Here is a 25,393-nt window from a genome sequence, read left to right on the forward strand (position 1 = left end):
AATTTTTACTTTGCCCTATTTTTAATTGATCAGAATAGGAGAAGCCAATACCTTTTTAATTGGCAATGCTGCTCAAAAAATTATTTTTCCATCATTTTAATGTTGTTGTCATTAAGTTTTCGTTTTTGGTTCCTGGCACTTTTTTCAATCTTCTCGTCTTCGGAAGCTAGAACTTCCATCGCTTCATCCCAATACTCAGATGTGCTATAAGATAGATATTTATTTAGTATCTGTTTCGAATCATTTGTACAACAGTTTGCATTCTCTCCCTTAAACACCATTATCCTTTTTTGAATAAAGACTTATATATCAAGGATATTTTCGTTTTTCCACCTGAAAGACTATATCTTAAATCCATAAAAAACCTTGATACATAAGGGATACAAAGATTCCAAAGAACGTTACTCAATATATAATTCTTATTTTTATTTATATAGTTCTAACTCTTTCTTTTTTCTTTCTCGTTTATTTCTTTCCGCACAAGCTTTGCAATATCTTGTGCGGTTACTTGTTTCTACCTCAAATTTAGAAGAAAGACGATTTCTTTTGATTTGTACAACAGTTTGCATCCTCTCCCTTAAACACCATTATCCTTTTTTGAACAAAGCCTTATGTACCAAGGTTTTTTTCGTTTTTCCGCCTGTAATAACATATCTCAAACTCTTAAAACCCCTTGATACATAAGGAAAACAGAAACACCAAAGAACGTTACTATATTATATATAATTATTTTTACTTCTATAATTCCGAACTCTTTCTTTCGTTCTTTCTCGTTTATTTCTTTCTGCACAAGCTTTGCAATATCTCATGCGGTTACCTGTTATTACAACTCTTTCTCCGCAACTTTCACATTGCATTGTGCCATCCCTAAGATTACTATTGATATTCTTTATGATCATGTCACCAAAACTCGACCATAAAGTAGCCTTATACTTACTCTTTTTCTGATCATAAAGATAATCCACCAAAATATCTACTATATATGATAAGTCATCAGTAATTTTCAAATGCTCGTCACGGATTACTTTATATGGATAAAGATTGTCGCCCGTCATATCATCTTCAATTGGCTTAAACTCTATAAATCGCTTGTTTTTATCATTTTTAATATATGTTTCAATTATTTTCTCTTTTAACTCTGAATGATCTTCATGCGACTTTCCACTCATTAATACTCTATAATCAAAATGACCTACATTGGCTGCTTTAAAATTCAAGCGTTTCTTAGGAATAATTCTTCCAATTCTGTTTACAACAGAATTATTTATCTTCTCTACCTCATCATCATCTTTGTCCTTAGCATAAATAAAAAAGAATGGCACTTTCTTACTTGTATACTTCTTAATGTTCTCAGAAACTTCTTTAGGTCTTTTAGGTTTATACAGTGTCTTGGCAAAGTCGATAGTGAAGTTATTTTCCATGCAAAGCTTCTTGATCACATCTAACTCGAACTCTTCACTGTTCCAGACCTTAGAAATGTTATTGCTTATTGTTCCAATATTCCCACCCATATAAGCTGAATTTAAACCATTATAGATAGACTCAGTAGTTAGTATCTCAGGATCTGCTTTTTTCATTTCATAATAAAGAGGAACAATTCCCTTCATATTTCTTGCCGCAACTTCGACCAGCGTTTCGTCCTGGCATACTAGAGCTTTATCACCATCACAGTCGAATTGAAGGAGTTTGCTAATAGGATCATGACAGCTTGTATAAAGACTCTTCGTTACAAACCATCTCTTCTTTTCTTCATTCACTGTATTTCTTCTTAAAGCATGCTCACGATAGAGATGGGGGCTTCTAAGACAGTCAAGCAATACGTTGTCTTTATACAAAGAACAATAAACTTCGTTATTGTTAAGCAATCCTATAGGGTTCTCTGATTTCAGAATCAATTTCTCACAGAAGGCATATAAATCGGGTGATATAAAGGTATATTTACCGTCAATCCTTAGTTTTCCAGACTTGGCGTTTTTGATCATTTTTCTCCTTGTTTCTTTTAGAACTTCTTTACTATACTCATCTTTTAGTAACTCAGGATAAATTTCTAGTGCCTGTTGGAAGTAATTCTTCTTCGTGTTAAATTCCGTAACGCCAAGTATCTCCAGCATAGTTTTTTTATCTGACCCAGCTTTCTCAATCATCGAGATTGATGGGATACACAATTTTAATAGCTCCTCATCTGATGTATCAACAAGACTCTGAAGCATTTGATAGTTTATCTTTGCTTTTTTTATTCTCTCTTCCTCTTCGTTACATTTTCCGGCTTGACAGTTATGTTGTATGAATAGATCTTGATACTCTTTCCATGAAGCAAAAAACTTCCACATCTTAAATTGACTTTTAGTGAATATTACTTCAATCTTATCCTTCAAAATATCATGTGTAATTCCATAAATATCTTCGACAATACCATACTTAGAATACTTTGCTACTTTATTATGTTCCCTTATGAATTTGTCGAAAGGAAATGGCATCAGTAAGCCTTTGATCCATGGGCCTCGGACCATAAAAGGTTTTTTACTTTTGCGCGGAAGAATCATGCCACAACCATCGGTATGCTCGATTGGAATGTCCATAATTTTTCGCTCAACCTCATATGTCAAATCGCTTATAAAATCAACCTCAGAATTGACTAAACTGTTGAAATCCTCTACAACAATACATTTTTTAATGTCGAAGTCTTTCCATTGTTCTGTGGCACTATTACAGAGTGCAAGATATGCCAAATACTTATTCACATTGATGCCACCATGCTCATTGATTCTATCTACGCTAAGACCACACATCAAAGTATTGCAATACCTCTGGAAAATTGTTTCCTTAATGAATACAGTTTTCTTTGTTCTGATTTGACCAGCACTCGCTGTAAAACATATGTATTTTTCACCGTGAAGCATGAATCCGTCTTTTATCAGATCCTCTAAAATACTAAAAAAATATGCTTGAACAATAATAATATCAGTTGTGATGGTATTCGGATTAATCTTCAACACTCTTGTTAATACAGAATCGAAAACAGAGACTATATTTTTATCAGCAATGTAACTCTCACGAAGGTTTCTGATTGATTCATTAAAATTAAATTCATATTTGATACGTTCCTTTAGCTGATTGTTTCTTTTGTTGTAATGCTTTATTTTTAGTGTAAGTTCGGTATATATTTCTAAATATAGATCATTTTTTTTGTCCAGCTTTTTTCTCTTTTCGACTAGAAGGTTCTTTTTTAGTTGTCCACGATTCATTAAATCCTGGATGCGTTTTTCCTTATCATTATAAAAAGCACTAGTGTCTACACTGTAGATCATAACTTGTTTATCTAGACTAATGAGAATATACCTCCCGAAGTTAATATGCTAAATCTCTTGCAAAAAGAAATACAACTGATGTACTTTCCTTCAACCCCCTCCTAAACAATAAAATATAATAATAAACTTATTTTCTTTTTAATAAAATAAACACATTCATTTCGGCCTATCTATGTATAGCTAATCTATAAAGTACCTCCTTATGTTATATTACACAATACAACCATCATTTTTTTGTATATACTTATTTTCACTTTATTATTTCACAATTCATTTTGACTCAGCGGCAGGATCAAATCACAGCGAAATCTCTATAGAAGATTTTGTTCTGCGAAAAGAAACCATGATTACACCTGTGTTTTTGCCGAAATGTTCTCCCGGTTTAAATCGATTGTATACTTCAGTCACGAAAATCCTTAAAGTATTTCCCTAATCTTGGTTAGAAAAAACACCTCCTTTCTATTAGTAGAACTATTTTTTCTCCACAATCTCTTGTCAGACACTCTGTTAAATCCACCTTGTAAATACGTAATTTGGTCTGTATCTTTATAACTTTAATCTCATTACTTTTTTATAGTTGTTATAAGAACTTAATAATATTCAATCATACCCAAGCTGTTGATACTAAAGGTACCCTCGGCAGCACTGGATAATATAGCAGTGTATATTGTTTGTCCGTTATGATTGCCACAGGACATATTAAGCAGCTTTGCCCCTTCATTGTAATTAACGTTCAAGTATTCCTCCACACGTTTGCTGAACGCTTCTGGGGCGCCGTAAGCACGATACATGCAGTCACTGAGAATCATCTCACCAGTGATATCCTCTTCATACTCTTCGTGCCAAATGAAGCGTCCTTGAGGTGTGTTAATAATCGTACCCTGTAGATGATAATCGCTATATGTTGCAAGAGAGTTGATATCCTCCCAAGTAGCAATCCGATAAGCATGTCCAGATGCAGTTGCATCCTGTAGAGTTGTGAATATATATTCTGTAATAATAGGATTTTCATCTGTAATAACAGCAGCATAATACAGTGTGATTTCGGATGGTGATGACGAATTGTAGCTCATAAAAACTTTTGTTGAATCAATCTGATTAATCGACTTAGCTGCTATGGATGATAATGTCATGTTGTTCCCTCCTATGTAGCCTTTTGGCTCTACCAATATAGTTATTTATTCCTATTTAAACCATTTATTTTTTCCTTATTTACATTTAATTCAAATATTCACTAAATTGAAACAATGTCGAACTGCGATGTAATTATTGTCGAATTCTAGCTCTTTTTGATGAATTTTCTACGTGTCACGTAATTATCGTTGTTAAGCGAATATGTGTGATATTGATATCATAATAGTGAGATTCTTATAGCCGAATATCATAGGTGTATGTTGCGGTTTTATTTCCTGAAAATTCTCTAGGATGATGTCTCTGTTACAAGAACTTCTAGATCAAGTCAAATAGGTGGTGCTTTGGCAGGTGGCATTCTTGCTGGCGGTGTTAGAGCTGTCATAGGTCCACTACATTAAATGCCAAAGAGTTTGTTTTCCTTATTATACGATCTTTTACAAAGGACGAAGATTTTTTCAAGTCTGAAAATTGGATGATTTAGAGCTTTTTTTGGCATTTAACTTTCATGGGTAAAATAGAAACATAAACCAGTTAACTAAATTGGTACCTGACACAATGACATCTTAAACGATCAAATTCTATATCAAACTAAAGAGACGCATAAGTGAAAATTCACTAAGCGTCTTTTTGTTTTTTAACTCTGCGCAAATATTTATTTTCAATATGTTAAGGATATATAGAGTGCGCACATCAATTTTTTTACAAGTGAGGAAGAAAAGAAACAACTGGGGGAACAATAAATTTACAACGGTTTATTATATTTTACTAAGTATTAGGCATGTCCTTCGAATTGGTTTTCATGGATTGAGGACATACAGCAGTACCATTAATGCTTAACTTTAGAGTACCATAGTTGATCTTTTAGAGCATTCAAGCGTATAAATATCATCTGGTACTTATTCATATTTATTGAAAGTTTATATTCTGTGACTTTCAACTGGTTCAACAGTATGATGTACTGGAAAGCCCTTGCCCTTGCTACACAAGGATATTTCAAACTTATATAGATCAAAATAAACTTGCTTTTTATTGATAAAATTTAGCTGTTTTCAGTTGGATTTTCTTAAAATCCACGTTAAATCATGAACCCACTTCTCGTCAAATCCATACAATGCTGAAGAGCCTTGAAAATGACAAGAATTTTCCTTGAAAGAGGCATACCCCGGCGTTATACTAGACAAGGGTTTTAAACTGGACGACAAGATGAGGTGAGAGGATTATGGAGGGCGACCCGAGTTCGCAGCTCAGTGTACAAAACGAACAACCACACAGGATTAACATCAGCTTGCCGGCGGCGGGAGCAGTTCTTCTTCATGCCCTCGAAACGTCATTTGCCGCTTCACCCTGACATGACCCCGGCCAAGCTGATTTTTTCTCTGTGCTTTCATTAGCATGTCCCTGAAGAAGACAGGGATCGAAGGAGTGAATCAGATGAAAATCCGGCTGGTAAACGCAGGGGTTTTTACACCTATTGATGATATTAATGAAACATTGTCTCCCCCTGCTGAGGGATTCTATTGGATCGATGCCGATGTGGAGGACCTGGAACTCATTCAGCCCATGTTCAATCTGCATGATCTCGCCGTTGAGGATTGTCTCAGCGAAGAGGACCAACGTCCAAAAATTGAAATTTACGAAAATCACTACTTTATTGTAGTGAATAGCATCCGGTTCGATGATGAGGAGATTTTCCTCCGCGCACTTAACGTCTTCCTGGGAAGACATTTTATCATCACCGTGACGAAGCAGAAGATCAATGAGCTGCGTGTCCTGAAACCAATGCTGTGGGAGCAGGAAGTAAGCGAGCCTGATAAGTTCCTGTATCTGCTCATTGACCTTGTAGTGGATAACTATTTTTCCGTCGGCGATCGGATTGAAGTCCGGATTGAGAAGCTGGAGGAAGATATCCTCATGCATACGAAGAAATCACATCTTAGTGAAATCATCGGTCTGCGCAGTGAAATTTTGTGGCTCAAGAAAATGCTCGGTCCGCAAAAAGAAGTCATCAATACGCTGAACAAAAAGGATCTCCGGCTGATCGATGACCAGCTTCAGAAGTATTTCAGCGACATTTATGAGAATGCCGTCAAAATTTCTGAGACCTTTGAGACGTACCGCGATCTGATGGGCAACTTACGAGAAGCTTATCAGTCTAGTATCGCGAACCGTGCCAATGAAATCATGAGAGTTTTTACCGCCATTACAACGATATTCATGCCTCTGACAGTCATAACCGGTATCTACGGTATGAACTTTGACCATATGCCCGAGCTGCACAGCAGATATGGCTACTACACCGTAATTGGTCTGATGCTGACCCTCGGCTGCGGAATGCTTTATATTTTCCGTAAAAAAGACTGGCTATGAAGGATTAATAACGAAAGCACAAGACGAAGGAGTTCACACCCTATGGGTATGGTTCCTTCGTCTTTTTGGTATGTAACGTGATGCTAAAAGCTCGTTGCTGAATCAAGGCTTCCGCTCTGCTCCCGCCGGAACCGGATGCGGATCAGCCGCAGGCGTTCATAATGTACTTCCAGGCCGCCCGCAGCAGCTGGAGGTGCATCGCCATAGACCTTGTACAATACTGGCTTCAGGAACAGGTCACCATACTCTTCATAGGCCTTCCAGACTGCCTGTTGCTCTTCATACGCCATGCTTTCAAGCTCAAGCTCAATCAGTTTCTCTACAGAGTATCCGTCTTTCTCCAGTTCCTCCAGCGCTTCCAGGAGTTCTCTACGGCTGACTCCCGTCTCGTTCTTCAATTGCTCCAGTCCAAGGCCACCAGCAATGCCCTGTAGCAGAGTCCGATTCAGGCGCAGTCGCTCGAGCTGCTTTTTATACTTAAGCTCCTTCTGCTTATACAGCCAGGAAGAGAACTCTTCATCCCCGATCTCCTCATAGACCCAATCCAGCGGAAAATTGCGCTCTCTTGGTGCAACAGACGTTATTGCCAGCCAGTCTGCCCCATACTGGGCTGCCTTGGCTTCGCCGATTCCAGGAATTTGCAGCAGTTCTTCTGTCGTCTTCGGCAAGAAGGTACTGAGCAGGCGCAACAAACGGTTGCTCGCCAGCATATAAGGAGCCTTGCGTTCACTGGATGCCCGGCCCCGGCGCCAGGCGCACAGTTCATCATAGATGCTCTCTTGGCTATAATGCTCACTGTAGTACTGCAGCTTCAACTGATCCCTGCCCCTCCGGGGCAGTACCTCCTCTTCGTGCAAGCCTCCGTCAATCAATGGTCGGTAGCCGGCCCCCATCTTCACTGCCAGTTCATGTCGGTACACACAGAGCATCTCATTCCATGATCCTCCCTCATACCAGAGGGTATCCGTGCTCTCCAAGGCAGCATTTACCGAAAAATCACGCCAGCCCAGGCTCCACACACCCTCTTCTTCTCCGATCCACAGCTGGGCGAACTCCTCTTCTTCTCTGCCAGCCATCCTCGATAAGCGGTTCATGAATATTATCTGCATAACAATCCCTTCCTTTCCCGTCTTACAGCAAGCATATTAGGGCTATAGGAGTAGCTCTTTGACTGAACGCTTTATTCTTCCACAACCGGATATCGTGCCATTCTTCCGCTATGGAAACATATAAGTACTATCCCAAACCACGCCAAAAAGCACCTCTTTCGCGTTCAACGCGAAAGAGGTGCTTCCTCATGACGATGCTATACTGTTAAATCCTACAATACCATATATTACCGTACAGTCAATCCCTATTTATTACTGCTCTCTGTCCAAAGCCAGCTTGGCAAGGGCAATCGCTCCAGCCAGACCAGCATTATCTCCGAGCTGAGGCGGTACGACATAGCTGCCGATACCTTCATTCAGGAACGGATGCTGCACATAGCCATTCAGCAGTTCCTGCAGCTTCTTGTGGATCAACGGGAACAGTTGGCTTTGTTTCATAACCCCTCCGCCCATAACAATCTTCTGCGGAGATAGGATCAACACGTAATTCATCAGGGCATGCGCCAAATAGTGCGCCTCCATCTCCCATGCAGGATGATCAGCAGGCAACTCACCCGCAGGCTGACCCCAACGGCTGCCGATGGCTGGGCCGGCTGCCAGGCCTTCCAGACAATCACCATGGTACGGGCAGAAGCCCTCGTATTTGTCCTCAGGATGACGACGGACCAGAATATGGCCCATCTCCGGATGCGAGAGTCCATGAATCAGTTTACCGCCCACCACTGCGCCAGCACCGATACCTGTACCAACGGTAATATAGAGACAGCTGTCCAGACCACGAGCTGCACCCCAAGTATATTCACCAAGTGCTGCACCATTAACATCCGTGTCAAAAGCGATCGGCACATTGAAGTGCTCCGCTACAGTGCCCACAAGGTTATATTGTCCCCAGTGCGGCTTCGGTGTTGTGGTTATATATCCATAAGTAGGACTGCCGAGCACCGGATCAATCGGTCCGAACGAACCGATGCCGATGGCCTCTACGCCTTTATCCTTGAAATAATTCAGTACCTGTCCCATTGTCTCTTCCGGTGTTAATGTCGGAAAGCTGACCCGGTCAATAATATTACCATCCTCTGTTCCGATCCCACAGACAAACTTTGTTCCCCCTGCTTCTACCGCTCCCAGTAATCTCACTGCAAGTAATCCCCCTTCTCCATAAACAGCAGACCGTATGGACTGCCTGTTATTAAAGCGCTCTCTATTTCACATTATACTTGGACAACAAGGATATAACAAGCGGTTGACACAAGCTCAAGAAAACTCCTCTTCGGAGTCTTTTAATACAGTAATAGACTGCGTGAACGACTATTCCGGGCTTGGGCGGTCAAATGGATTCAACCGTTCCGCCCTTCCTGGATTTGAGCGCCTTTTCTGTTCTGATAAGCCCTACAGGCCGCTACCCAGCGGATAGCCGCAGGTTTGTAAGAGGCCAGATGGATATGCGCATAAGCGGCCATGATATTCCCGGAGACATAGCCTTCCAGATGATTGCCACCTCTCCCGCTGCTCTCATAGGCATATTGGCGCGGTGCCTCATCATAACTCATGGTTGAATAATGAAATTCATGCCCCCGCAACTTTTCCCCCTTCTCCAGCAGCAGACAATCCGAGAGCGCAGTGGCCTCCCGATAGCCCAGCGCAGCGCGGTGTTCCTGCATCTTAGCATACGCCGGAATAATGCCGGCCATGGCATGGTCAGCTCCGGCCCTATCGGTCAAGGAACGGGCCAGCACCATATATCCGCCGCATTCGGCATATAGCGGCATATCATTGGCCGCAGCATCTCTGAGCCCTTGCATAAAGGCCCTGTTCGCGGAAATAACTGCAGCGAATTCCTCGGGAAAGCCCCCACCAAGGTAGATGCCATCGGCTTCTTCCGGCACCCCGTCACCACGTAGCGGACTGAACTCTACAAGCCGCGCTCCAGCTTGGGTCAACAATTCCAAATTGTCGGCATAATAGAAATTGAACGCAGCATCGCGTGCAACAGCTATGACTGGAGCAATTGAGAGACTGTCCAGTTGCGTGTGGCTGACCGGATTGAACTGCTGCTTGTGGTGTCTCAGGTGGTCTGATTGTGTATGATCATCCGGGCGATCCTGCACTGGTCTAATAACGGCGGAGATTGCAGATAACTGCGGCGGGGCGGGACCTGTCGCCGACTGGTTCGTTGCGATGGCGAGATGGGACGGCAGTGGTGGCGCGGCGGGACCTGTCGTCGAGTGGTTCGTTGCGACGGCGAGATGGGACGGCAGTGGTGGCGCGGCGGTATCTGTCGTCTGGTCCGTTGCGACGACTGGATTAGCCAGCAATGGCGCGGCGGCGGCAATCTCTAGTAGCCGCGCAAGGTCAATCCCCGCCGCCACCAGATCGGCGGCGGTGTCGAACAAGGGCTCCAGCTCGCCGCGCTCCATCGCTGGCAGCAAGCCCAAATGCCGCTCCGGGATATCCAGAGCGGCATCTCGCCCCAGCCAGCCTATGACAGGAATATTGCAGGCCGCCTCAACGGCCGCCTTCACTGTCCTGTAATGGCTGGGGCTACCGCAGCGGTTAAGCATCACCGCTGCGATCTGAACTTCCGGCTCCAGCTGCCGGAAGCCAAGTACCACCGCCGCAGCACTGCGTCCCATGCTGCGGGCGTCCACAACCAGCAGCACAGGACTGGCTGTCAGGAGAGCAATCTCTGCTGTGGAGCCGGAAAGCCCCAGCGGCTCCTTGCCGTCATATAGCCCCATCACACCCTCAATGATCGATATATCCGCATCCTGAGAGGCATGCAGGAAGCTGGCGAGCATATAATTATGCGGAGTCATCCAGGAATCAAGATTGCGGGCGGGACGACCAGTCACAGCCGCATGATAGGCCGAATCAATATAATCTGGCCCGCATTTAAACCCCTGCACCTTCAGTCCACGCCGGACCAGGGCCCGCAGAAGGCCAAGCGTCACCGTGGTTTTGCCGCAGCTACTGCCGGTGCCGGCGATAACCAGACGGCTGCACTGCCTGTTCCCACTGGCTTCACTACCAGAAGAATACATAGATTCCCTCTCTCTCATCTCCGACGAATACATACCCTCCCGGGTCATATCTGACAGATCCATATCATTTCCTCTCATTGAATCTGAAGAGTACATACCTTCGCCCTCTGTGATTTCAGTCAAACCCTCTGTCTCATCAAGCATGCTCATATCCCCCCTTTCCTGTCCGACAATGAATTCAAATGCTTCCCAAGCTGTACTATGTATTAAAAGCCACCCGGGTCACCGATATCGTGACGTTACCGCTCTTTTTCTTGGGCAGCAGCCAGTCTGCAGCGCCAGAGGACAGCAAAGCAGCCGGTTCACATACACCGTACGCTCCCGTAGCTCGGAAAACTGTCTCCGACGGCTGATCCAGCGCTACTTTATTCAGTTGTTCTGCGGGATAGGTAATTAGCTTCCAGCCATACTTGGCCCCCAATTCCAGCAGTCCAGCCTCATTTCCTTTGATATCAATTGTTGCCAGATTTCGCACGCTCACCGGAGACAGACTTAACTCCTCCAGCGTAGTCATTACTACCGTCTCCAGCTCAGCCATGGAGGTGCCGCGATTGCAGCCGATGCCAAGCACAAGACTCCGTGGCCGATACACCACTGAACAGGCTTGCAGAGTTTCCTTTTCTTTGGCCTTAAGCTGTCTGTCTGTTACAATAACGGCAGCTGAGAACGATATCCCCTGCTCTATTACCTCCGAGATACTTCCAAAAATCCTGAGATTCTCCGGCAGCTTTAATCCAATAGGCAGCCAATCCGGCTCACCGCACTCCTGCACAAAAACAACCGGCTCACCGTTAACGATGGCTGCGCTCACTTTTTTCATTGAATCGAAACTGTCCGCTCGCCAGCCGAAGTCACGGCCCAACAAATCCACTGCAAATGTGCCCTGCACATCTGAAGCTGTAGTGATAACTGGACGGCTGTTCAGCAACCCGGCAATCCGCTGAGTCAGCGCATTCCCTCCGCCCAGGTGGCCGGACAGGACACTAATCACATGCTCACCACGCTCGTCCATGGCCACAACGGCAGGGTCAGTCTTTTTATCCTGCAATAATGGGGCAATAAGCCGAACTACCGCGCCAAGTGAAAAGAACAGAATCAGTCCCTGATAACGGTAGAACAGCTCTGACAACAGATCCTTAAGCGGCTCAGAGAACGAATAGACATCCGCCGCCCCCTCCTGGCCTTCCGTATACTTGGCGCTACAGAATACATCTGTATCCTCCATCATCACGCCCAGCTCCAGTGCCAGTTTGATACCGTTTCGTGTTATAGCTACCGCTGCATACTTCTTAGACATCAGTGGATATTCCTTCCCGGCATCCATGTGTAAAGCTCTTATCATACAGCTTGGAACGGTGGCTGTCCGCTTCCGTCAGCGCGGGGTCTAATGCCCAGCCTGCAAGGATCATGGCATGCATAGTAATGCCTGCATCTCGCAAGTCATCCGCCAATTTCACCACCGTTGTACGCAGGATTTGCTGGTCGGGCCAGGTCGCCCGCTTGACCACCGCCACCGGCGTCTCAGGACTCCAGCCAGCGGCGAGGAACTCTGCCGTGACCTGCTCTGCCAGTGCGGCGCTCAGGAACAGCGCTACTGTACAGTGATGCGCGGCGAGCAGCGACAACCGCTCCCGCTCAGGAACCGGTGTGCGCCCTTCCGCACGCGTCAAAATCACTGTCTGCGTAAGCTCTGGCACCGTCAGCTCCGCACCTACTGCTGCTGCGGAAGCAAAGACAGAGCTGACTCCCGGTACGATCTCGTAACCTACGCCACATTGCCGAAGCAGGGTCATCTGCTCCAGGATAGCCCCGTACATGGCCGGATCGCCCGTATGGACGCGAGCTACGCTTTTACCTGACTGTACTGCCGCCACCATAATCTCTACCTGCTGCTCCAGATCCATGCCAGAGCTTGGCAGCATCTCTGCATCGTCTTTTGCATTACGAATCAGCTCCTCGCTAACCAGAGAATCCGCATAGAGCACAAGATCGGCAGAGCGAAGAATGCGCTGACCCTTCACAGTAATCAGTTCGGGATCGCCAGGACCTGCGCCCACGATATATACTTTTGCCTCCAGTACCGTCATTTGCTCACCACCATGAGACTCAGATATTCCAGTTCATGTCCGCGTAGCTCGCGCGCATCCTTCCACAACGTTTCATAAGGAGAAGTCACCTTGGTAACAACAGATGCCTTGCTGTGAAGTCCGAGCTCATCAAGCACATCAAGTACGGTATCGAGCACCTTTGCTACTTTCAGGAACACCACCGTGTCATGGTGCAGCAGCGCCTCCTTGATTGCCTCCCTGTCGCCTGTAGCCGGAATGATGCCCACCCGCTGATCGCCTTCCGCGAGCGGCTGCTCCAATGCAGCGGCCGCACCCAGTACAGAAGAAATGCCGGGTACTGAAACTATAGGAACTCCCGGATGAAGCTCCTGCATCAGCCGGGCCAAATGAATGAAGGTGCTGTACAGATTGGGATCGCCTTCGGTGACAAAAGCAATGTCTTTGCCCAGCCTCAGCTCATTCCAGCACAACTCCACAGTCCATCGCCAGCCATTCTCCAGCTGAACAGGATCCTTGGTCATAGGAAATACCAAACCAAGCATATCCTTGTCCTCGCCGCTGACGTAAGTATCTACGATTTCCTGTGCATAGGATTTGCCGCCATGTTTGGCCGCAGGATAGGCGATCACCGGACATTCCTTGAGTAAGCGACAAGCTTTCACTGTAATCAACTCGGGATCTCCTGGCCCGACACCTACACCATAAAGCGTACCGATGACCATCTGTTCAGCGCCTTCCTCAGGAACAAACTGCTCTTCATTTCCCCACAAAAGATCATCCTCTTCCTGTCCTGCGGCTCTCCCCATCTGCTCAATAGTTGCCTGCTTCACAACATCTTCTTCAATATCAAGCTGTCTCATAGCCTTTCCCCTCCTTAATTCATAGTTTTCCGTTAAAAAGAACGACTTCTATGTCCCCGCGAAGAGCTACACCCTTACTCGCAGGAACTAGGAATCTGTGCATCATTTTCATAGCCGAATCTTACTTGCATTTGTATATAAAAAGATTACTGCCGCCGTACACCCCTGCACCTGCCGCTGACCACATAGACGGGATTCAACCCTTCAAAACGGGTCATATCCAGAATCGGCTTCCCGCGCGAAGCCTGGAGCATCGTTACTCTTACCTCCAGACCGGCCAGTGCCAGCGCCTGCATACTGCCGTGCAGCGTCTCGACCGTAATCGCCCCGACGACGATGACTCCTTCCGGCCTCAGCCGTGCAGCGCTTAGCGCGATAATGGCCGCCAGTTCCCCGCCGCTGCCACCGATAAATACGGCATCCGGGTCCGGCAAATGCTTCAGCCCCTGTGGTGCCTTGCTATGAATAATTTCGAAATCCGCGCGGAACCTGCGCCGATTTTCTTCTATGTTAGACAGATTTTCTGCCTCTTTTTCCAGTGCATAGACTCGGCCCTGGCGGGCTATTCGCGCACACTCCACTGCCACTGCTCCTGAGCCGGACCCGATATCCCAGACAATAGCCTGCTCACCCAGATTCAACTCGGACAAGACCAAGGCGCGCACCTCGCGCTTCGTAATCAGTCCCTTGTCCGGTCTCCGCTGCGCGAAATCCTCGTCCGCATAAGCAAAGCCTCGCCGGGCTGCGACAACATTCCCGGGCTTATGCCGCAATATAACTACATTAAGGGAAGCAAAATGACCACGATCCAGTCCCTTCAGTTCTTCCAGCTCCCAGAACCCGCATCTTTCCTCCCGGCTGCCCAGCCGTTCACAGACGAAAGCTTCATATTCCATCATACTGAACTCCAACAAATAACTGGCGATCACCGCTGGATGATTGACCGCATCGGTCAGGATCGCGACCTTGGCCTTGCCGTCAATCCGCTGTGCCAGACCGTGAATTGGCCGTCCGTGCAGGCTCACCAGCTCCGCATCCTGCCAGCTGTCCCCAAGCCGGGCAAAAGCCAGCTGCACACTGCTGTAATGCGGAATAACCTCGACATTCTCCGCCCCGAATTTGTGCACAAGAGCGGTCGCAATGCCAAAAAATAACGGGTCTCCCGATGCCAACACGACTGTCTTCCGGTTCTTCCACAGCTTCTCCAGCTTATCGGTAAAGGCCTGCAGTCCGCCCTTGAGCACAATTTTGTCCCCAGTATACTGTCCAAAAAAAGACAATTGCCGCTCCCCGCCGAGCAGCACATCGCTTTCCAGCACTTTTTTCAGACTCTCCGGGGCCAGTCCTCCGGCGCCATCTTCTCCAATGCCGATGATATAAATTACGTTATCCACGGATTTCCGCCCTTCCCAGCACTCTGCCCTTCATCGTGATCAGCACCATCTCCACTACCGCTCCTCCGCCCATATGGCTTAGACAATGTCTACAGGCATGGAGACACAGTTGTTCAAAAAAAACCAAGTTCCCAGCTTCTATCATCAGGTCCACGACCTGTGATGCGGTATTGGCAGCCTCTACTTGTGCAGTCAATTGCCTATCCGCACCAGCCTCCTGTGCAATCCGTGACAAAAAAGAGAAATCAACAGGCGCATTCTTGGAGTGAATCAGCATGGCTCCTTGCGCTACCTTGGAATACTTGCCAGCCATCCCGACGAGTGTTATCTTGACGATGCCGTAAGCTTTGGCATGTTCAAGAGAGAAGCCAACATATTCACCCATTTGGATAAAAGCTTCCTCCGGAAGATCTGGAAACATTGCCATAGCATACTTCTCGCTGCTGCCTCCGGTCGTCAGGACGATCTCACGGTTTCCAGCGGCTGCAGCAACAGAGATTGCCTGCTTTACACTCGCCTTGTAGGCCTCTGTTGAGAAGGGCGTAACCACACCCCGCGTGCCGAGAATGGAAATGCCGCCAACGATACCTAACCGGGGATTGAGTGTCTTCTGTGCAATAGCTTCACCTTCTGGTACGCTAATGACTACCCGCACACCTCTCGCCGCCCCATGTTCTTCCAGTACGCCAGCAACGGCTTCCCGGATCATTGCTCTCGGCACCGGATTAATAGCCGCTTCACCGACAGGCATCGGCAGTCCCGGCTTCGTTACCCGACCCACGCCTTGACCGCCGTCAATTTCAATCCCTTGGTCTTCCCGCCAGCTTACAGCAGCCTCAATCCAGGCCCGGTGGGTCGCATCAGGATCATCTCCAGCGTCCTTTACCGTAGCGCAGACAGCCAAAGATGTACCATGCCTTTGCCAGCCGGTTAGTTGAAAGGTATGACGGAAGCCTGCCGGAAGATCGATATCTACAGTCTCGGAAGCATCGCCGGTGATTAGCAGCAGGGCTGCCCCTTTGGCGGCGGCGGCTGCGCAGGCGCCGGTTGTGTAGCCGCGGCGCAGCGGCGGGGTCTCATGACCACGCATCTCTGAATTTCCGCTGGCCTCGCCGCCGTTCCCCGGGCGACTCTTGGAATTCATCAGATTCTGAGACTTCTCCAGCATAACGTTTCCTCCACGACTGATTATTGATGAGCCACCGGCACAAGATTTCTTGGACGCGGCTTAGCAGCTTAATTGTGAGATTCTGCGTCAAAGCTTCCGCTCTGCGGCATGCTTTACGGCTAGCAGCGTCAACGCGTTAACTGCGGCGACTACGACGGTGCTGCCCCCTTTTCGCCCAATATTCGTGATATAAGGGATGTTCAGCTTGCGCAGTTCATCCTTCGACTCGGCGGCGGAGACGAATCCCACCGGCATTCCAATAACAAGGCTTGGCCGGGCTGCACCTTCTTTGACCAGACGGATCAGTTCAAGCAGGGCAGTGGGAGCATTGCCGATCACATAGATGCCTTCCGGGGCCTCCAAGCAAGCTTTACGGACAGCAATAATCGCTCGGGTAGTCTCCAGCCGTTTCGCTTCCTCCACCACCTCTGGATCGGAAATATGCACTCGCACTTCCCCACCATATCTCCCGATTCGTTCCTTGGCGATTCCAGCTCTCACCATCTCCACATCGGCTATCACCGGCTGGCCCTGCAAAATTGCTGCTATGCCGGACTGCAACGCCTCGGGATGAAATACCAGACTGCGGCCTAGCTCGAAATCCGCCGATGCATGGATGATCCGCTGCACTACAGGATACTGCTCCGGGCTAAAATCATGCGCTCCCAGCTCTTCGGTAATCATCCGGAAGCTGAGACTTTCGATCTCCTGCGGCTGCACGGTCAGCGGCTTGAACTTAGTTCCAAAATCCATTTCGGATCCCTCATTTCTCTGATTTACTCTCCTGAAGCCATCGGCCGAGCGCTGTGGACATATCTTCAAAAGAATCGTATACCTCATTAGTTAACGGCTCTGGCCGGGTAATTAAGATAACAGACAGCCCCATTTCCAGGGCTGAGTACACCTTTTCATCCACAGATCCCTCTGCTCCGCTTTCCTTCGTAACCATCACCGTTGTGCCGTATTGGCGGTACAAAGCCTCATTTAATTCACGTGAAAAAGGACCCTGCATTGCAATAATATTCCGCTGCTCTATCCCCAAAGCGAGACATTTCTCCATGTTCTCCAGGCATGGAAGCAGGCGCACCGTCAGCGTAATCTCAGGATCACCCAGCAATGCTTCGGCAAAGATCTCCAGCGTCTTCCCGCCGGTAGTCAGCATCACGGAGCCTTTCAGCTCCCGCGCTTTGACGGCAGCTTCCGCATAGGAAGAGACAGACAGCAGCCTCGGATGACTTGCATAAGTAAGGCTTCTCCGCTCATAGCGGAGATAGGGTAAGCCAAGGGAAGCTGCCGCTGCCGCTGCATTGGCATGAGCCTCAAGCGCAAACGGATGACTTGCGTCCACGACAGCACGGAATCTACCCTCCCGCAACAAAGCAGTCATGCAGCCTTGGTCCAACCTGCCAACACGCGTATTCAGACCGGCTTCGCGCAGCGAATCTGCCGCGCTTGGCGTCACGACCGATGTCAGCAGCGGCAGGCCATTCCGCGTGAGCATCAAGGCCAGCTCCCGAGCGTCGCTCGTGCCGCACAAAATAAATATCATCAGCGTGATCCCGTTCCCGAACCGGAGACCGGCTGGCCGATGCGATCAAGCTGTCCGGACACCTCTTGCTCTTCCTTCGGGCACTCCTGGTGGTCACCGGCACAATTGCAATGTTCGGGACCATGATCTCTTTCTCGATCGTCGGAGTGCATCTGACAGTAACGATGATGGACAGAACCGTGATTGAAGTCATAATGCCCCTGGCACTGACTGTGACCGTTAGTATGATCATGCTCATCATGGTGGTGCTCATGTCCATGGCTATGATTATGTCCGCATCCATTCTCATGATGATGGTCATGTCCATGGTTGTGACCATGTCCACCTCCATTCTCATGATGATGATCATGTCCATGGCTGTGATCATGTCCGCATCCATTCTCATGGTGATGGTCATGTCCATGGTGGTGGTGGTGCACCCCTGCTTCGGTACGGTACTTACAGTTGTCGCAATTGGCATGGCTGCGGCCATTCAGAGTCTCATCGATTCGCTCTTCCAGCATCTCCACCAGCAGCGGGTGAGCACCCAGATAACTGCCGATTTCCACTTCGATGTCAGGATGTTCAGCGGCAAAGGCTGCCACCCTTTCATTGAACTGCCTGATTAATACGCCGGTAAACAGTAGATACGGCAGCACGATGATTTTACGCGCGCCTAGCAGCAGACAGCGTTCCAGCCCCGCTGCAAGGGAAGGCTTGGCAATGGCAATAAAGCAGCTCTCAACACTTTTATAGGAGGTTTGTTCCCAGAGTAAACGGCTTAACTTGCAAAAATCGCTGTTGGCATCAGGGTCACTCCCACCGCGGCCCATGAGCAGAACTACCGTCTCCTCGTCGGGAATGTTCACCTTTTTCTCAACTGAAACCTCTTTCTGTGGATTCGGCTGTTTTGAAGGAATCACTGGCACAGCTTCGGAGATCCGGTCCAACAGAATCTCCACCGCCCTATCCTGCACACCGATTGGGCGTCCATAGATGAAATCAACACCAGGGTACCGAGCCTTGGCCTGATCGATCGCCTGAGGAATATCCAGCTTGGAATGTCCAGCCGCGAACAAAATAATCGGCACCACATATATCGCAGTTGCCCCACCCTGCACGCAGTTCTCAATACCTTTGGCTATGGAAGGACCGGCCAATTCAATGAAGCAGGTCTCGAACTTCAGCTCTGGTCTGCGTCTTGCCAGCAAATTCGCGAACGCCCTTAATTCATCGTTGCCTTCCGCCACTCTGCTGCCATGCCCTACCAGCAATACTGTTCTCACAGCCGTCTCGACTTTCGTGACCTTCGCCTCATGATCTGAACCTAAACATATTCCTGCAAGCCCCACCCTCGCAAAAAAGGTATGGAAACGCTCGTTCTCCGTCGCCAGCTCACGGTATCTCCCTACAACCGCCATAACGGCTTCAATGACTTCATCCTCGTTCATCCCCTGGCCGGCAAGAGTACCCGCTTGGGGACTGCGTCCGGATTTCTTGCCCCCGAGATACAGCTCAAAGCTGCCCTTGGAGTAGACCACCCCGATGTCATCTAGCACTGCAGAATTGCAGGTCATCCCGCAACCGTTGACCTGGATTCTAAGTTCCCTTGGCACCGGCTGTCCGGCCAGAAGATAATTCAATCTTATGGCCGCACCCAGGCCGCCTGCTCTCCGGCCCTCGCAGAAGCCGCAGGTCTCCACATGCACGAAGCTCCCCTGCTGCATGACACGCATTCCTGCCCCGAGAAGCTTGCGGGCAAGCTCTTGTGGTCGGCACGCTATGCTGCGGAGCAGGAAATGCCCTTCTCGTGTATGGGTAACCTGGCCCGCTGGTCCCGCCACTTCTGCAAGCAGCGCCAACTGAGCCCCCGTCAATGTCCGGCTGCCCACTGGAGGCAAGACTTCCAGCTCCGCTGTGAAGATCCTTGCCTCAGCCTCTCCACCCTCTGCAGCCATTATCGCTGCTGACTGCTTCAAGGCCGGGAACACTTGGGGTGTGCCCTCTACTTGTACTGCCTTTGCGCAGGTTGCTCCTCCTGCTGCAGGGTGACAAGCAACGGCTTCGCCCCGCTGCCCGGTGACTCCCTCTGACGCGGTCAATGACCACGGCTCCGCCGAGGTCCGCAGCCGCTCGTGAGGCTTCAGCGCCTGTGTCTCCGCGCCAAGGCTGTACTTGCGCTCATATCCGCGCGGGGTAATCATGATCCCCTCGAAAACCGTCGTCGCCGAGTTGCCGATAATGACAGTAGACAGCATGCCAATCTCATGCTCCAACATGTCCTCGAGTGTGGTTACGACGGTCTGCTGTCGATCACGATAGGCGCTTTTGACAATGCCGACCGGCGTTCCAGGCTCGCGATAACGCAGTAGAATGTTCCGGGCCTCCTCGATCTGCCGGGTCCGCCTCCCGCTGCGCGGATTATAGAACGCGATAACAAAATCCGCTGCCGCTGCCGCCTCCACTCTGGTCGCAATGCTCTCCCATGGTGTAAGATGGTCGCTGAGACTAATCGTGCAAGCGTCATGCATAATCGGTGCGCCAAGCAACGATGAGCATGATTGGATGGCGGATATGCCGGGAATCACCTCGACCTGGATCCCCTTTTCCGGGTTCCAGCCCCGTTCAATTAACACCTCATACACCAGTCCGGCCATGCCGTATACACCGGCATCCCCGCTGGATATTACAGCAACAGTCTGTCCTGTCTCTGCTCTGCGTACAGCTTCCTGCGCCCGGCTGATCTCTTCCGTCATGCCTGTGCCGACTATTTCCTGATGCCGCAGCAGTGGCTTGATAAGCTCAACATAGGTGTTGTAGCCGATTACCGCTTCGCTTTCTTCTATTGCCGCCAGTGCCCGACCCGTAATATGTTCCATTGCACCGGGTCCAAAACCGATGATCAGCAGCTTGCCCTGTTTATCCATAATTCTCCTCGTCCCTTTATAATCTCGTTACCGTACTTCCTCGCCTCTCAATACTTGTAAGCAGTGCACTCAGAGCAGCCTTGAACTCATCCGCAGTCCGGGGCGCCTTCTGCCCCGATATCAGCTCCGGCGGCAAGCTCTGCCATACATCAGCCAGCAACGGTAAACCCAGACCGATGGTCTGCATTATCTCCCGGCTGGCAAACAACTCTTCTGGCCTGCCACACGCCCTGCATATTCCCTTATCCAGGACAATAATCCAGTCCGCCCAGTGGTAAGCCAGATTCATGTCATGTGTAGCCATGACCAGTGTAGTTCCCTTTCGGGCATGTATATCATCAAGCGCCTCCAGCAACAGCGTTTCGGACATAGGGTCCAGATAAGCTGTTGGCTCATCTAGCAGGATCAGTTCTGGTTCCATCGCCAGCACACCGGCCAGCGCCGTCCGTTTTTTCTGTCCCAGACTAAGCTGGTGGATAGGCTTATCTCCTAGCTCTGTTAAGTTCAGCCGTTCCAGTACCTCGCGGCAGCGCAGCTTGATCATAGGTTCAGCCATACCGCAACCCCGCAGCCCAAACGATACATCCTCAAGAGGCGTGTTTAAAATCAGCTGCTGCTCCGGGTCTTGGAACACCAGCCCGACGCTGCGGCGCAGGGAAGCCAGGTCTTTGGGGGCATAGGACAGCCTTGCCTCATCCTTCCTCACAACTCCCTGCTGCGGCCGGAGAATACCCACCGCGTGTAGAAATAGCGTGGACTTACCCGATCCGTTATGGCCCAGCACAGCTGTTCTGGAACCTTTAGGAATGGACGCAGTCAGTCCCTGCAATGCAGGCTCCCTCGTGTCCGGGTACCGGAACACCACTTCCTCAAAAGCCAGACTTGAGTTATTCATGATGATTCTCCTTTATCGACCCCAAATGATGGGATCAACGGTATTCACAATCGCCAGGCCAACCAGCTCTGAACGAGTACCAATACAGTCATTCCGATGTAAGCCTCAATAGCATACCGAACCGGAACCGGACGGGTCTCACAGGGCGGTAAAACAATATCGCCAGCAAACCCTCTGGTCAAAATCCCTTGAGATAGACCATGGTATCGCTGAACCGTCTTTGCGAACAAAACGCCAGCCATCCCCGCAGCCTCTCGCAGCTTGGGCATAAATCCCCTTGTGCCACCGCGCAATCGCCGGGCCAGCATCATGCCATGTGCGGTGTCGCTGAGCAAAAATAAAAAACGATACATGATCAGCATCAGTTCTAGTACAATCTGCGGCATCCGCAATCTGCTGAGCACCTGTAGCAGTTCGCCAAACGGCGTGGTAAGAATCAGAAAAAAGAAGCACGACAGACAAGCTGCCACTCTTGCCAGCAGCAGCCCACCTCGCCATAGTCCAGCAGCCGTCATATAGAGCGAGAGTGAAGATCCTGGCAACGGCATTACCACCATTGCCTCTCCGGCTGCCGGACGGCCGATCTCTACTACAAGGACTGGCAGACTGATCAAGTAGAACAGCAATGCGGAACCCAGCAGCATCCCGTATAACTGAATCGGGATCTTGGCATAGAAGATGCACCAGATCATCAGCCATAGTGAAATAGCTAGTTGTAAAGCTGGGTCCAGAACAAAGGACAGCACGAACATGACTGCGGCGAATCCGCTTTTCCACATCGGAGACAGGCTGCGAAAAGCATTGCCATAGGAGACAGCGTCAATTCTTCTGATCATTCAGCTTCTGCTTGCCTTGTCTTCCTTTGAGCAGACCGATCGTATAGCCAATCACCCCGGCACCGATAGCCGCCTGTAAGGCGAATAGCATACTTTCGGTCTCTCCCGGCAGCTCCGTCAGCGGCTTGAACCAAGGGGTATATGAAGGATCAATTTCTGTGATCGCGCCTTCTGCAGCATCATCAGCCCCGCCAAATTCCCCTTCTACAAACAGTAACGGCAGTACAACCAGCAGAACGACTGCCAGAAGCATCCAGGCATTTTTCCATTTGGCACTCATTTAGGATTGGGCCCCTTTCGTTTGGCGTTTCAGTAAAGACAGCTCATGCGGGCTATAAGATTTCAGCCAGTTCCAGAGCAGCACAGTCAACAATCCTTCACTGATGGCAAGCGGAATTTGCGTGATGGCAAAGATGCTTCCGAACTTCATGAACGAAGCCATCACCCCGCCATCGGCAGCCGGAAATGCTACTGCCAGCTGGACTGAGGTGACCACATAGGTCATAAGATCCGCGATGGCTGCCGCACTGAATACCGCGAGTTTTTCGCGCTGGGTCGTCCCCATAATCAGTTTGTACGCCGCATAGCCGGCAAAAGGACCAGCCACCGCCATCGAGAAGGCGTTCGCACCAAGCGTAGTAATTCCACCATGGGCAAGCAGCAGCGCCTGAAAGAGCAGCACAATTGAGCCAATAACGCCCATGGGCAGCGGACCAAGCATAATTGCACCAAGACCGGTTCCCGTCGGATGAGAGCTGCTTCCTGTGACAGAAGGCATCTTGAGTGCTGACAGTACAAAAGTGAAGGCCCCGGACAAGCCCAGAAGCAGCTTCAGCTCCGGATTGTCCTTCGTCATTTTTTTCAACCTCATAATTCCTAGAATAAAGAACGGCAGAAATGCCGCCCACCAGAACAGCGCCCAGCCCACTGGCAGAAATCCCTCCATAATGTGCATGGCCTGTGCAGTTCCCGGTTCATTAAATAGCAAATACACGGTAAATCCGGCGACCAGCAGCATAAAACTCCACATCCTGCGTTGTTTCATCCCATTTCCCTCCACGTTAAGTTCATTTGTAAGCTTTGAAAGCCAAAAAAGCCCACCCTAACAGGTGGGAGATCTATGTACGCCATTGCTTACGAAAGAGAGGGATGGGCTCGGAATTCACATTCCAGTCTCACTCCGTTCAAGACAGCAGAAACTAGCAGTCACCTTGTGCAAAGGGAACTTATCCACAGTCCGCCATTGCATGGGCCGCTTGCCGCCTTCAGCTCTTCCGTCAATTCGTACACCGCTCCTATCCGCGTAGAGTCTTGGTGTGCGAAAACAAGGTAGGTCTCCTGGCTTCGGATGATAACGCCGGCTCTTCGTCTTCCCCAATCTTGCTTCGAGTGACCTGGTGAAGAACGGCTCTCCTATACAGTGGCGGGACCGCTCGGGAGTTGCACCCGATTCCCTGTTACCCCTTGGCATCCAAGGGCACCTTGTTTTATCGCTAATTGATCTTGTACATCATAGCGGACTTGGCATTACGTGTCTGTGATAAAAGTGGGGGTTAGGAATTCCTTCCAATTTACATTCAAAAAAAAAGAGCCGTTCCCATCCGTAATAGATGATGAATCAGCTCTTTACTCAAAATCAGGCACCCGGGCTTTTTCCCGCATTCAGCGACGCAGCATCACCTCTGGACTTCCAAGGAAGCTTTCCGAAGTTGGTGCCAAGCACCCCTGTAATAATCATGAAGGTGCCAATAATATGTGCCACCGTCAGTTCTTCGTGCAGAATCATGGCTCCGGCGATTATAGAGATTAGCGTAGACAGGTTATTGAAGACGCTGACCTTGGAAGCTTCTAGCCGGGCTAGCGCATAAGTGGACAACAGGTTGCTAATCACTGTAGACAGGATACCCAGATACAGCAGAGCCAGCAAATACTTGGAATCTGCGAACGGCTGGAAGAAGACATTCAGTGTGCCTGCCGTTCCATGCCTGATCAAAGCAGCAGCCACGAACAAAATAAAGCCCATAGCCATAGTAACAAAAGAGATCTCCAAAGGCGTATACTTCCGTGTCAACGGCCTTGCCAGCACACTGAAACCTGCCATACTCAGTGCAGACAGCACCAGTAACACCAGTCCAGCCACATTATTGCCACTCCAGCCAGCGCCTCCCTTCATCGCGAAGATGAAAATAACACCCGATACAGACAGCAGGATGGACAGCTTCTGGATAACATTCGTTCGTTCTTTAAGAAAAAAAGCCGCGATCGGCGCGGTAAACAGCGGAACCATCGCCAGAATGATGCCTGCTTCCGAAGAAGAAGCACTCATTAGACCGAACGCCTGAAGCGCAAAGAACAGCACTGGAGATAACAGGCCCAACGGGAGCAGTCTGCGAACATCACTCCAGGTGAAACGGAGTTTGACCCAGCGGAAGAGAAAGGGTACGGCCACTGCGATCCAGCCAATAGCGAAGCGATGCGCTAGCACATCCAGCGGATTGGCCTCGGTGACCGTCATTTTGACGAACAAAAAGGAAAAACCAATAATTGAGGCATAAAGAATAGCGGCCAGATAGGCCGACGTATTGCTGTTTCTGGACTTCATGCGTGCTACCCCCGGAAAATAAATGTGGTGTCCAAACATTGAACTCAATATACTATGCAATCAGAGCGAAGTAGCCACAATTCATATGTACCGCATCTATACCGATACAAACTGGGTTATTAGCGGATTCCCCCCGCCACTCTCCCTTGCAGCAT

At 49.0% G+C, this 25,393-nt stretch carries 19 protein-coding genes, 2 pseudogenes and 1 riboswitch; of the genes and pseudogenes, 2 read left to right on the forward strand and 19 right to left on the reverse strand.

The window, feature by feature from the left end; genetic code table 11:
* Nucleotides 1-716 precede the first annotated feature (716 nt).
* Complete coding sequence (locus AC3Y23_RS21330) at nucleotides 717-3,308, reverse strand: RNA dependent RNA polymerase (protein WP_379202768.1); 2,592 nt, start codon at nucleotides 3,306-3,308, stop codon at nucleotides 717-719.
* Nucleotides 3,309-3,898: 590 nt separating this feature from the next.
* Nucleotides 3,899-4,441, reverse strand: a complete 543-nt coding sequence (locus AC3Y23_RS21335; RefSeq protein WP_379202770.1) for a hypothetical protein — start codon at nucleotides 4,439-4,441, stop codon at nucleotides 3,899-3,901.
* Between the two features lie 303 nt (nucleotides 4,442-4,744).
* Here AC3Y23_RS21335 and AC3Y23_RS21340 point away from each other — a divergent pair.
* Together AC3Y23_RS21340 and corA are read left to right on the forward strand one after the other, a co-directional pair.
* Nucleotides 4,745-4,840, forward strand: a pseudogene (locus AC3Y23_RS21340) (hypothetical protein); the annotation flags it as partial.
* A gap of 1,033 nt (nucleotides 4,841-5,873) precedes the next feature.
* Nucleotides 5,874-6,809 carry a magnesium/cobalt transporter CorA gene (corA, locus tag AC3Y23_RS21345; RefSeq protein ID WP_379202820.1) on the forward strand — a complete coding sequence of 312 codons (936 nt, stop codon included), beginning with the start codon at nucleotides 5,874-5,876 and terminating at the stop codon, nucleotides 6,807-6,809.
* An 83-nt stretch (nucleotides 6,810-6,892) separates the two neighbouring features.
* Here the strand turns inward: corA and AC3Y23_RS21350 are convergent, their stop codons facing one another.
* The 17 genes and pseudogenes from AC3Y23_RS21350 to AC3Y23_RS21430 all read right to left on the reverse strand — a co-directional run bounded on the left by AC3Y23_RS21350 (nucleotide 6,893) and on the right by AC3Y23_RS21430 (nucleotide 25,238).
* Nucleotides 6,893-7,918: an HRDC domain-containing protein gene (locus AC3Y23_RS21350; RefSeq protein WP_379202772.1), complete on the reverse strand. Its 1,026-nt coding sequence runs from the start codon at nucleotides 7,916-7,918 to the stop codon at nucleotides 6,893-6,895.
* Nucleotides 7,919-8,170: 252 nt separating this feature from the next.
* Nucleotides 8,171-9,055, reverse strand: a complete 885-nt coding sequence (locus AC3Y23_RS21355) for an ROK family protein (RefSeq protein ID WP_379202774.1) — start codon at nucleotides 9,053-9,055, stop codon at nucleotides 8,171-8,173.
* A 200-nt stretch (nucleotides 9,056-9,255) separates the two neighbouring features.
* On the reverse strand, nucleotides 9,256-10,959 hold the full coding sequence (locus AC3Y23_RS21360; protein ID WP_379202822.1) for a cobyrinic acid a,c-diamide synthase CobB: 1,704 nt from the start codon (nucleotides 10,957-10,959) through the stop codon (nucleotides 9,256-9,258).
* A 199-nt stretch (nucleotides 10,960-11,158) separates the two neighbouring features.
* Nucleotides 11,159-12,301 (reverse strand): cobalt-precorrin 5A hydrolase, encoded by a 1,143-nt coding sequence (locus AC3Y23_RS21365; RefSeq protein ID WP_379202776.1) that lies wholly within the window; start codon nucleotides 12,299-12,301, stop codon nucleotides 11,159-11,161.
* Complete coding sequence (gene cobM, locus AC3Y23_RS21370; protein WP_379202778.1) at nucleotides 12,249-13,046, reverse strand: precorrin-4 C(11)-methyltransferase; 798 nt, start codon at nucleotides 13,044-13,046, stop codon at nucleotides 12,249-12,251. The genes AC3Y23_RS21365 and cobM overlap by 53 nt, the downstream gene beginning before the upstream one ends.
* The gene (gene cobI, locus AC3Y23_RS21375; protein WP_379202824.1) at nucleotides 13,043-13,750 is read right to left on the reverse strand and encodes a precorrin-2 C(20)-methyltransferase; all 708 of its coding nucleotides are present in this window, start codon (nucleotides 13,748-13,750) and stop codon (nucleotides 13,043-13,045) included. The genes cobM and cobI overlap by 4 nt, the downstream gene beginning before the upstream one ends.
* 284 nt (nucleotides 13,751-14,034) lie before the next feature.
* Complete coding sequence (gene cbiE / locus AC3Y23_RS21380) at nucleotides 14,035-15,282, reverse strand: precorrin-6y C5,15-methyltransferase (decarboxylating) subunit CbiE (RefSeq protein WP_379202780.1); 1,248 nt, start codon at nucleotides 15,280-15,282, stop codon at nucleotides 14,035-14,037.
* Nucleotides 15,275-16,372: a cobalt-precorrin-5B (C(1))-methyltransferase gene (locus tag AC3Y23_RS21385; RefSeq protein ID WP_379202826.1), complete on the reverse strand. Its 1,098-nt coding sequence runs from the start codon at nucleotides 16,370-16,372 to the stop codon at nucleotides 15,275-15,277. Before AC3Y23_RS21385 ends, cbiE begins: the two co-directional genes overlap by 8 nt.
* Before the next feature lie 165 nt (nucleotides 16,373-16,537).
* Nucleotides 16,538-17,203, reverse strand: coding sequence for a precorrin-8X methylmutase (locus AC3Y23_RS21390; protein WP_379202782.1), 666 nt, complete (start codon nucleotides 17,201-17,203; stop codon nucleotides 16,538-16,540).
* 10 nt (nucleotides 17,204-17,213) lie between these two features.
* The gene (cobK, locus tag AC3Y23_RS21395) at nucleotides 17,214-17,999 is read right to left on the reverse strand and encodes a precorrin-6A reductase (protein ID WP_379202784.1); all 786 of its coding nucleotides are present in this window, start codon (nucleotides 17,997-17,999) and stop codon (nucleotides 17,214-17,216) included.
* The gene (locus tag AC3Y23_RS21400) at nucleotides 17,999-19,936 is read right to left on the reverse strand and encodes a sirohydrochlorin chelatase (RefSeq protein WP_483874852.1); all 1,938 of its coding nucleotides are present in this window, start codon (nucleotides 19,934-19,936) and stop codon (nucleotides 17,999-18,001) included. The genes cobK and AC3Y23_RS21400 overlap by 1 nt, the downstream gene beginning before the upstream one ends.
* Nucleotides 19,937-20,073: 137 nt before the next feature.
* Nucleotides 20,074-20,905: pseudogene (gene cobJ / locus AC3Y23_RS21405) on the reverse strand (precorrin-3B C(17)-methyltransferase); the annotation flags it as partial.
* A 16-nt stretch (nucleotides 20,906-20,921) separates the two neighbouring features.
* Nucleotides 20,922-21,800 (reverse strand): energy-coupling factor ABC transporter ATP-binding protein, encoded by an 879-nt coding sequence (locus tag AC3Y23_RS21410; protein ID WP_379202786.1) that lies wholly within the window; start codon nucleotides 21,798-21,800, stop codon nucleotides 20,922-20,924.
* A gap of 44 nt (nucleotides 21,801-21,844) precedes the next feature.
* On the reverse strand, nucleotides 21,845-22,636 hold the full coding sequence (gene cbiQ / locus AC3Y23_RS21415; RefSeq protein WP_379202788.1) for a cobalt ECF transporter T component CbiQ: 792 nt from the start codon (nucleotides 22,634-22,636) through the stop codon (nucleotides 21,845-21,847).
* Complete coding sequence (locus AC3Y23_RS21420) at nucleotides 22,620-22,916, reverse strand: energy-coupling factor ABC transporter substrate-binding protein (RefSeq protein WP_379202790.1); 297 nt, start codon at nucleotides 22,914-22,916, stop codon at nucleotides 22,620-22,622. The genes cbiQ and AC3Y23_RS21420 overlap by 17 nt, the downstream gene beginning before the upstream one ends.
* Nucleotides 22,917-23,681 (reverse strand): energy-coupling factor ABC transporter permease, encoded by a 765-nt coding sequence (locus tag AC3Y23_RS21425; protein WP_379202792.1) that lies wholly within the window; start codon nucleotides 23,679-23,681, stop codon nucleotides 22,917-22,919. It abuts the gene before it with no gap.
* A 266-nt stretch (nucleotides 23,682-23,947) separates the two neighbouring features.
* Nucleotides 23,948-24,136, reverse strand: a riboswitch (cobalamin riboswitch).
* A gap of 136 nt (nucleotides 24,137-24,272) precedes the next feature.
* Complete coding sequence (locus AC3Y23_RS21430) at nucleotides 24,273-25,238, reverse strand: DMT family transporter (RefSeq protein ID WP_379202794.1); 966 nt, start codon at nucleotides 25,236-25,238, stop codon at nucleotides 24,273-24,275.
* Nucleotides 25,239-25,393: the final 155 nt, after the last annotated feature.

Source organism: Paenibacillus sp. MAHUQ-45, assembly GCF_058133325.1.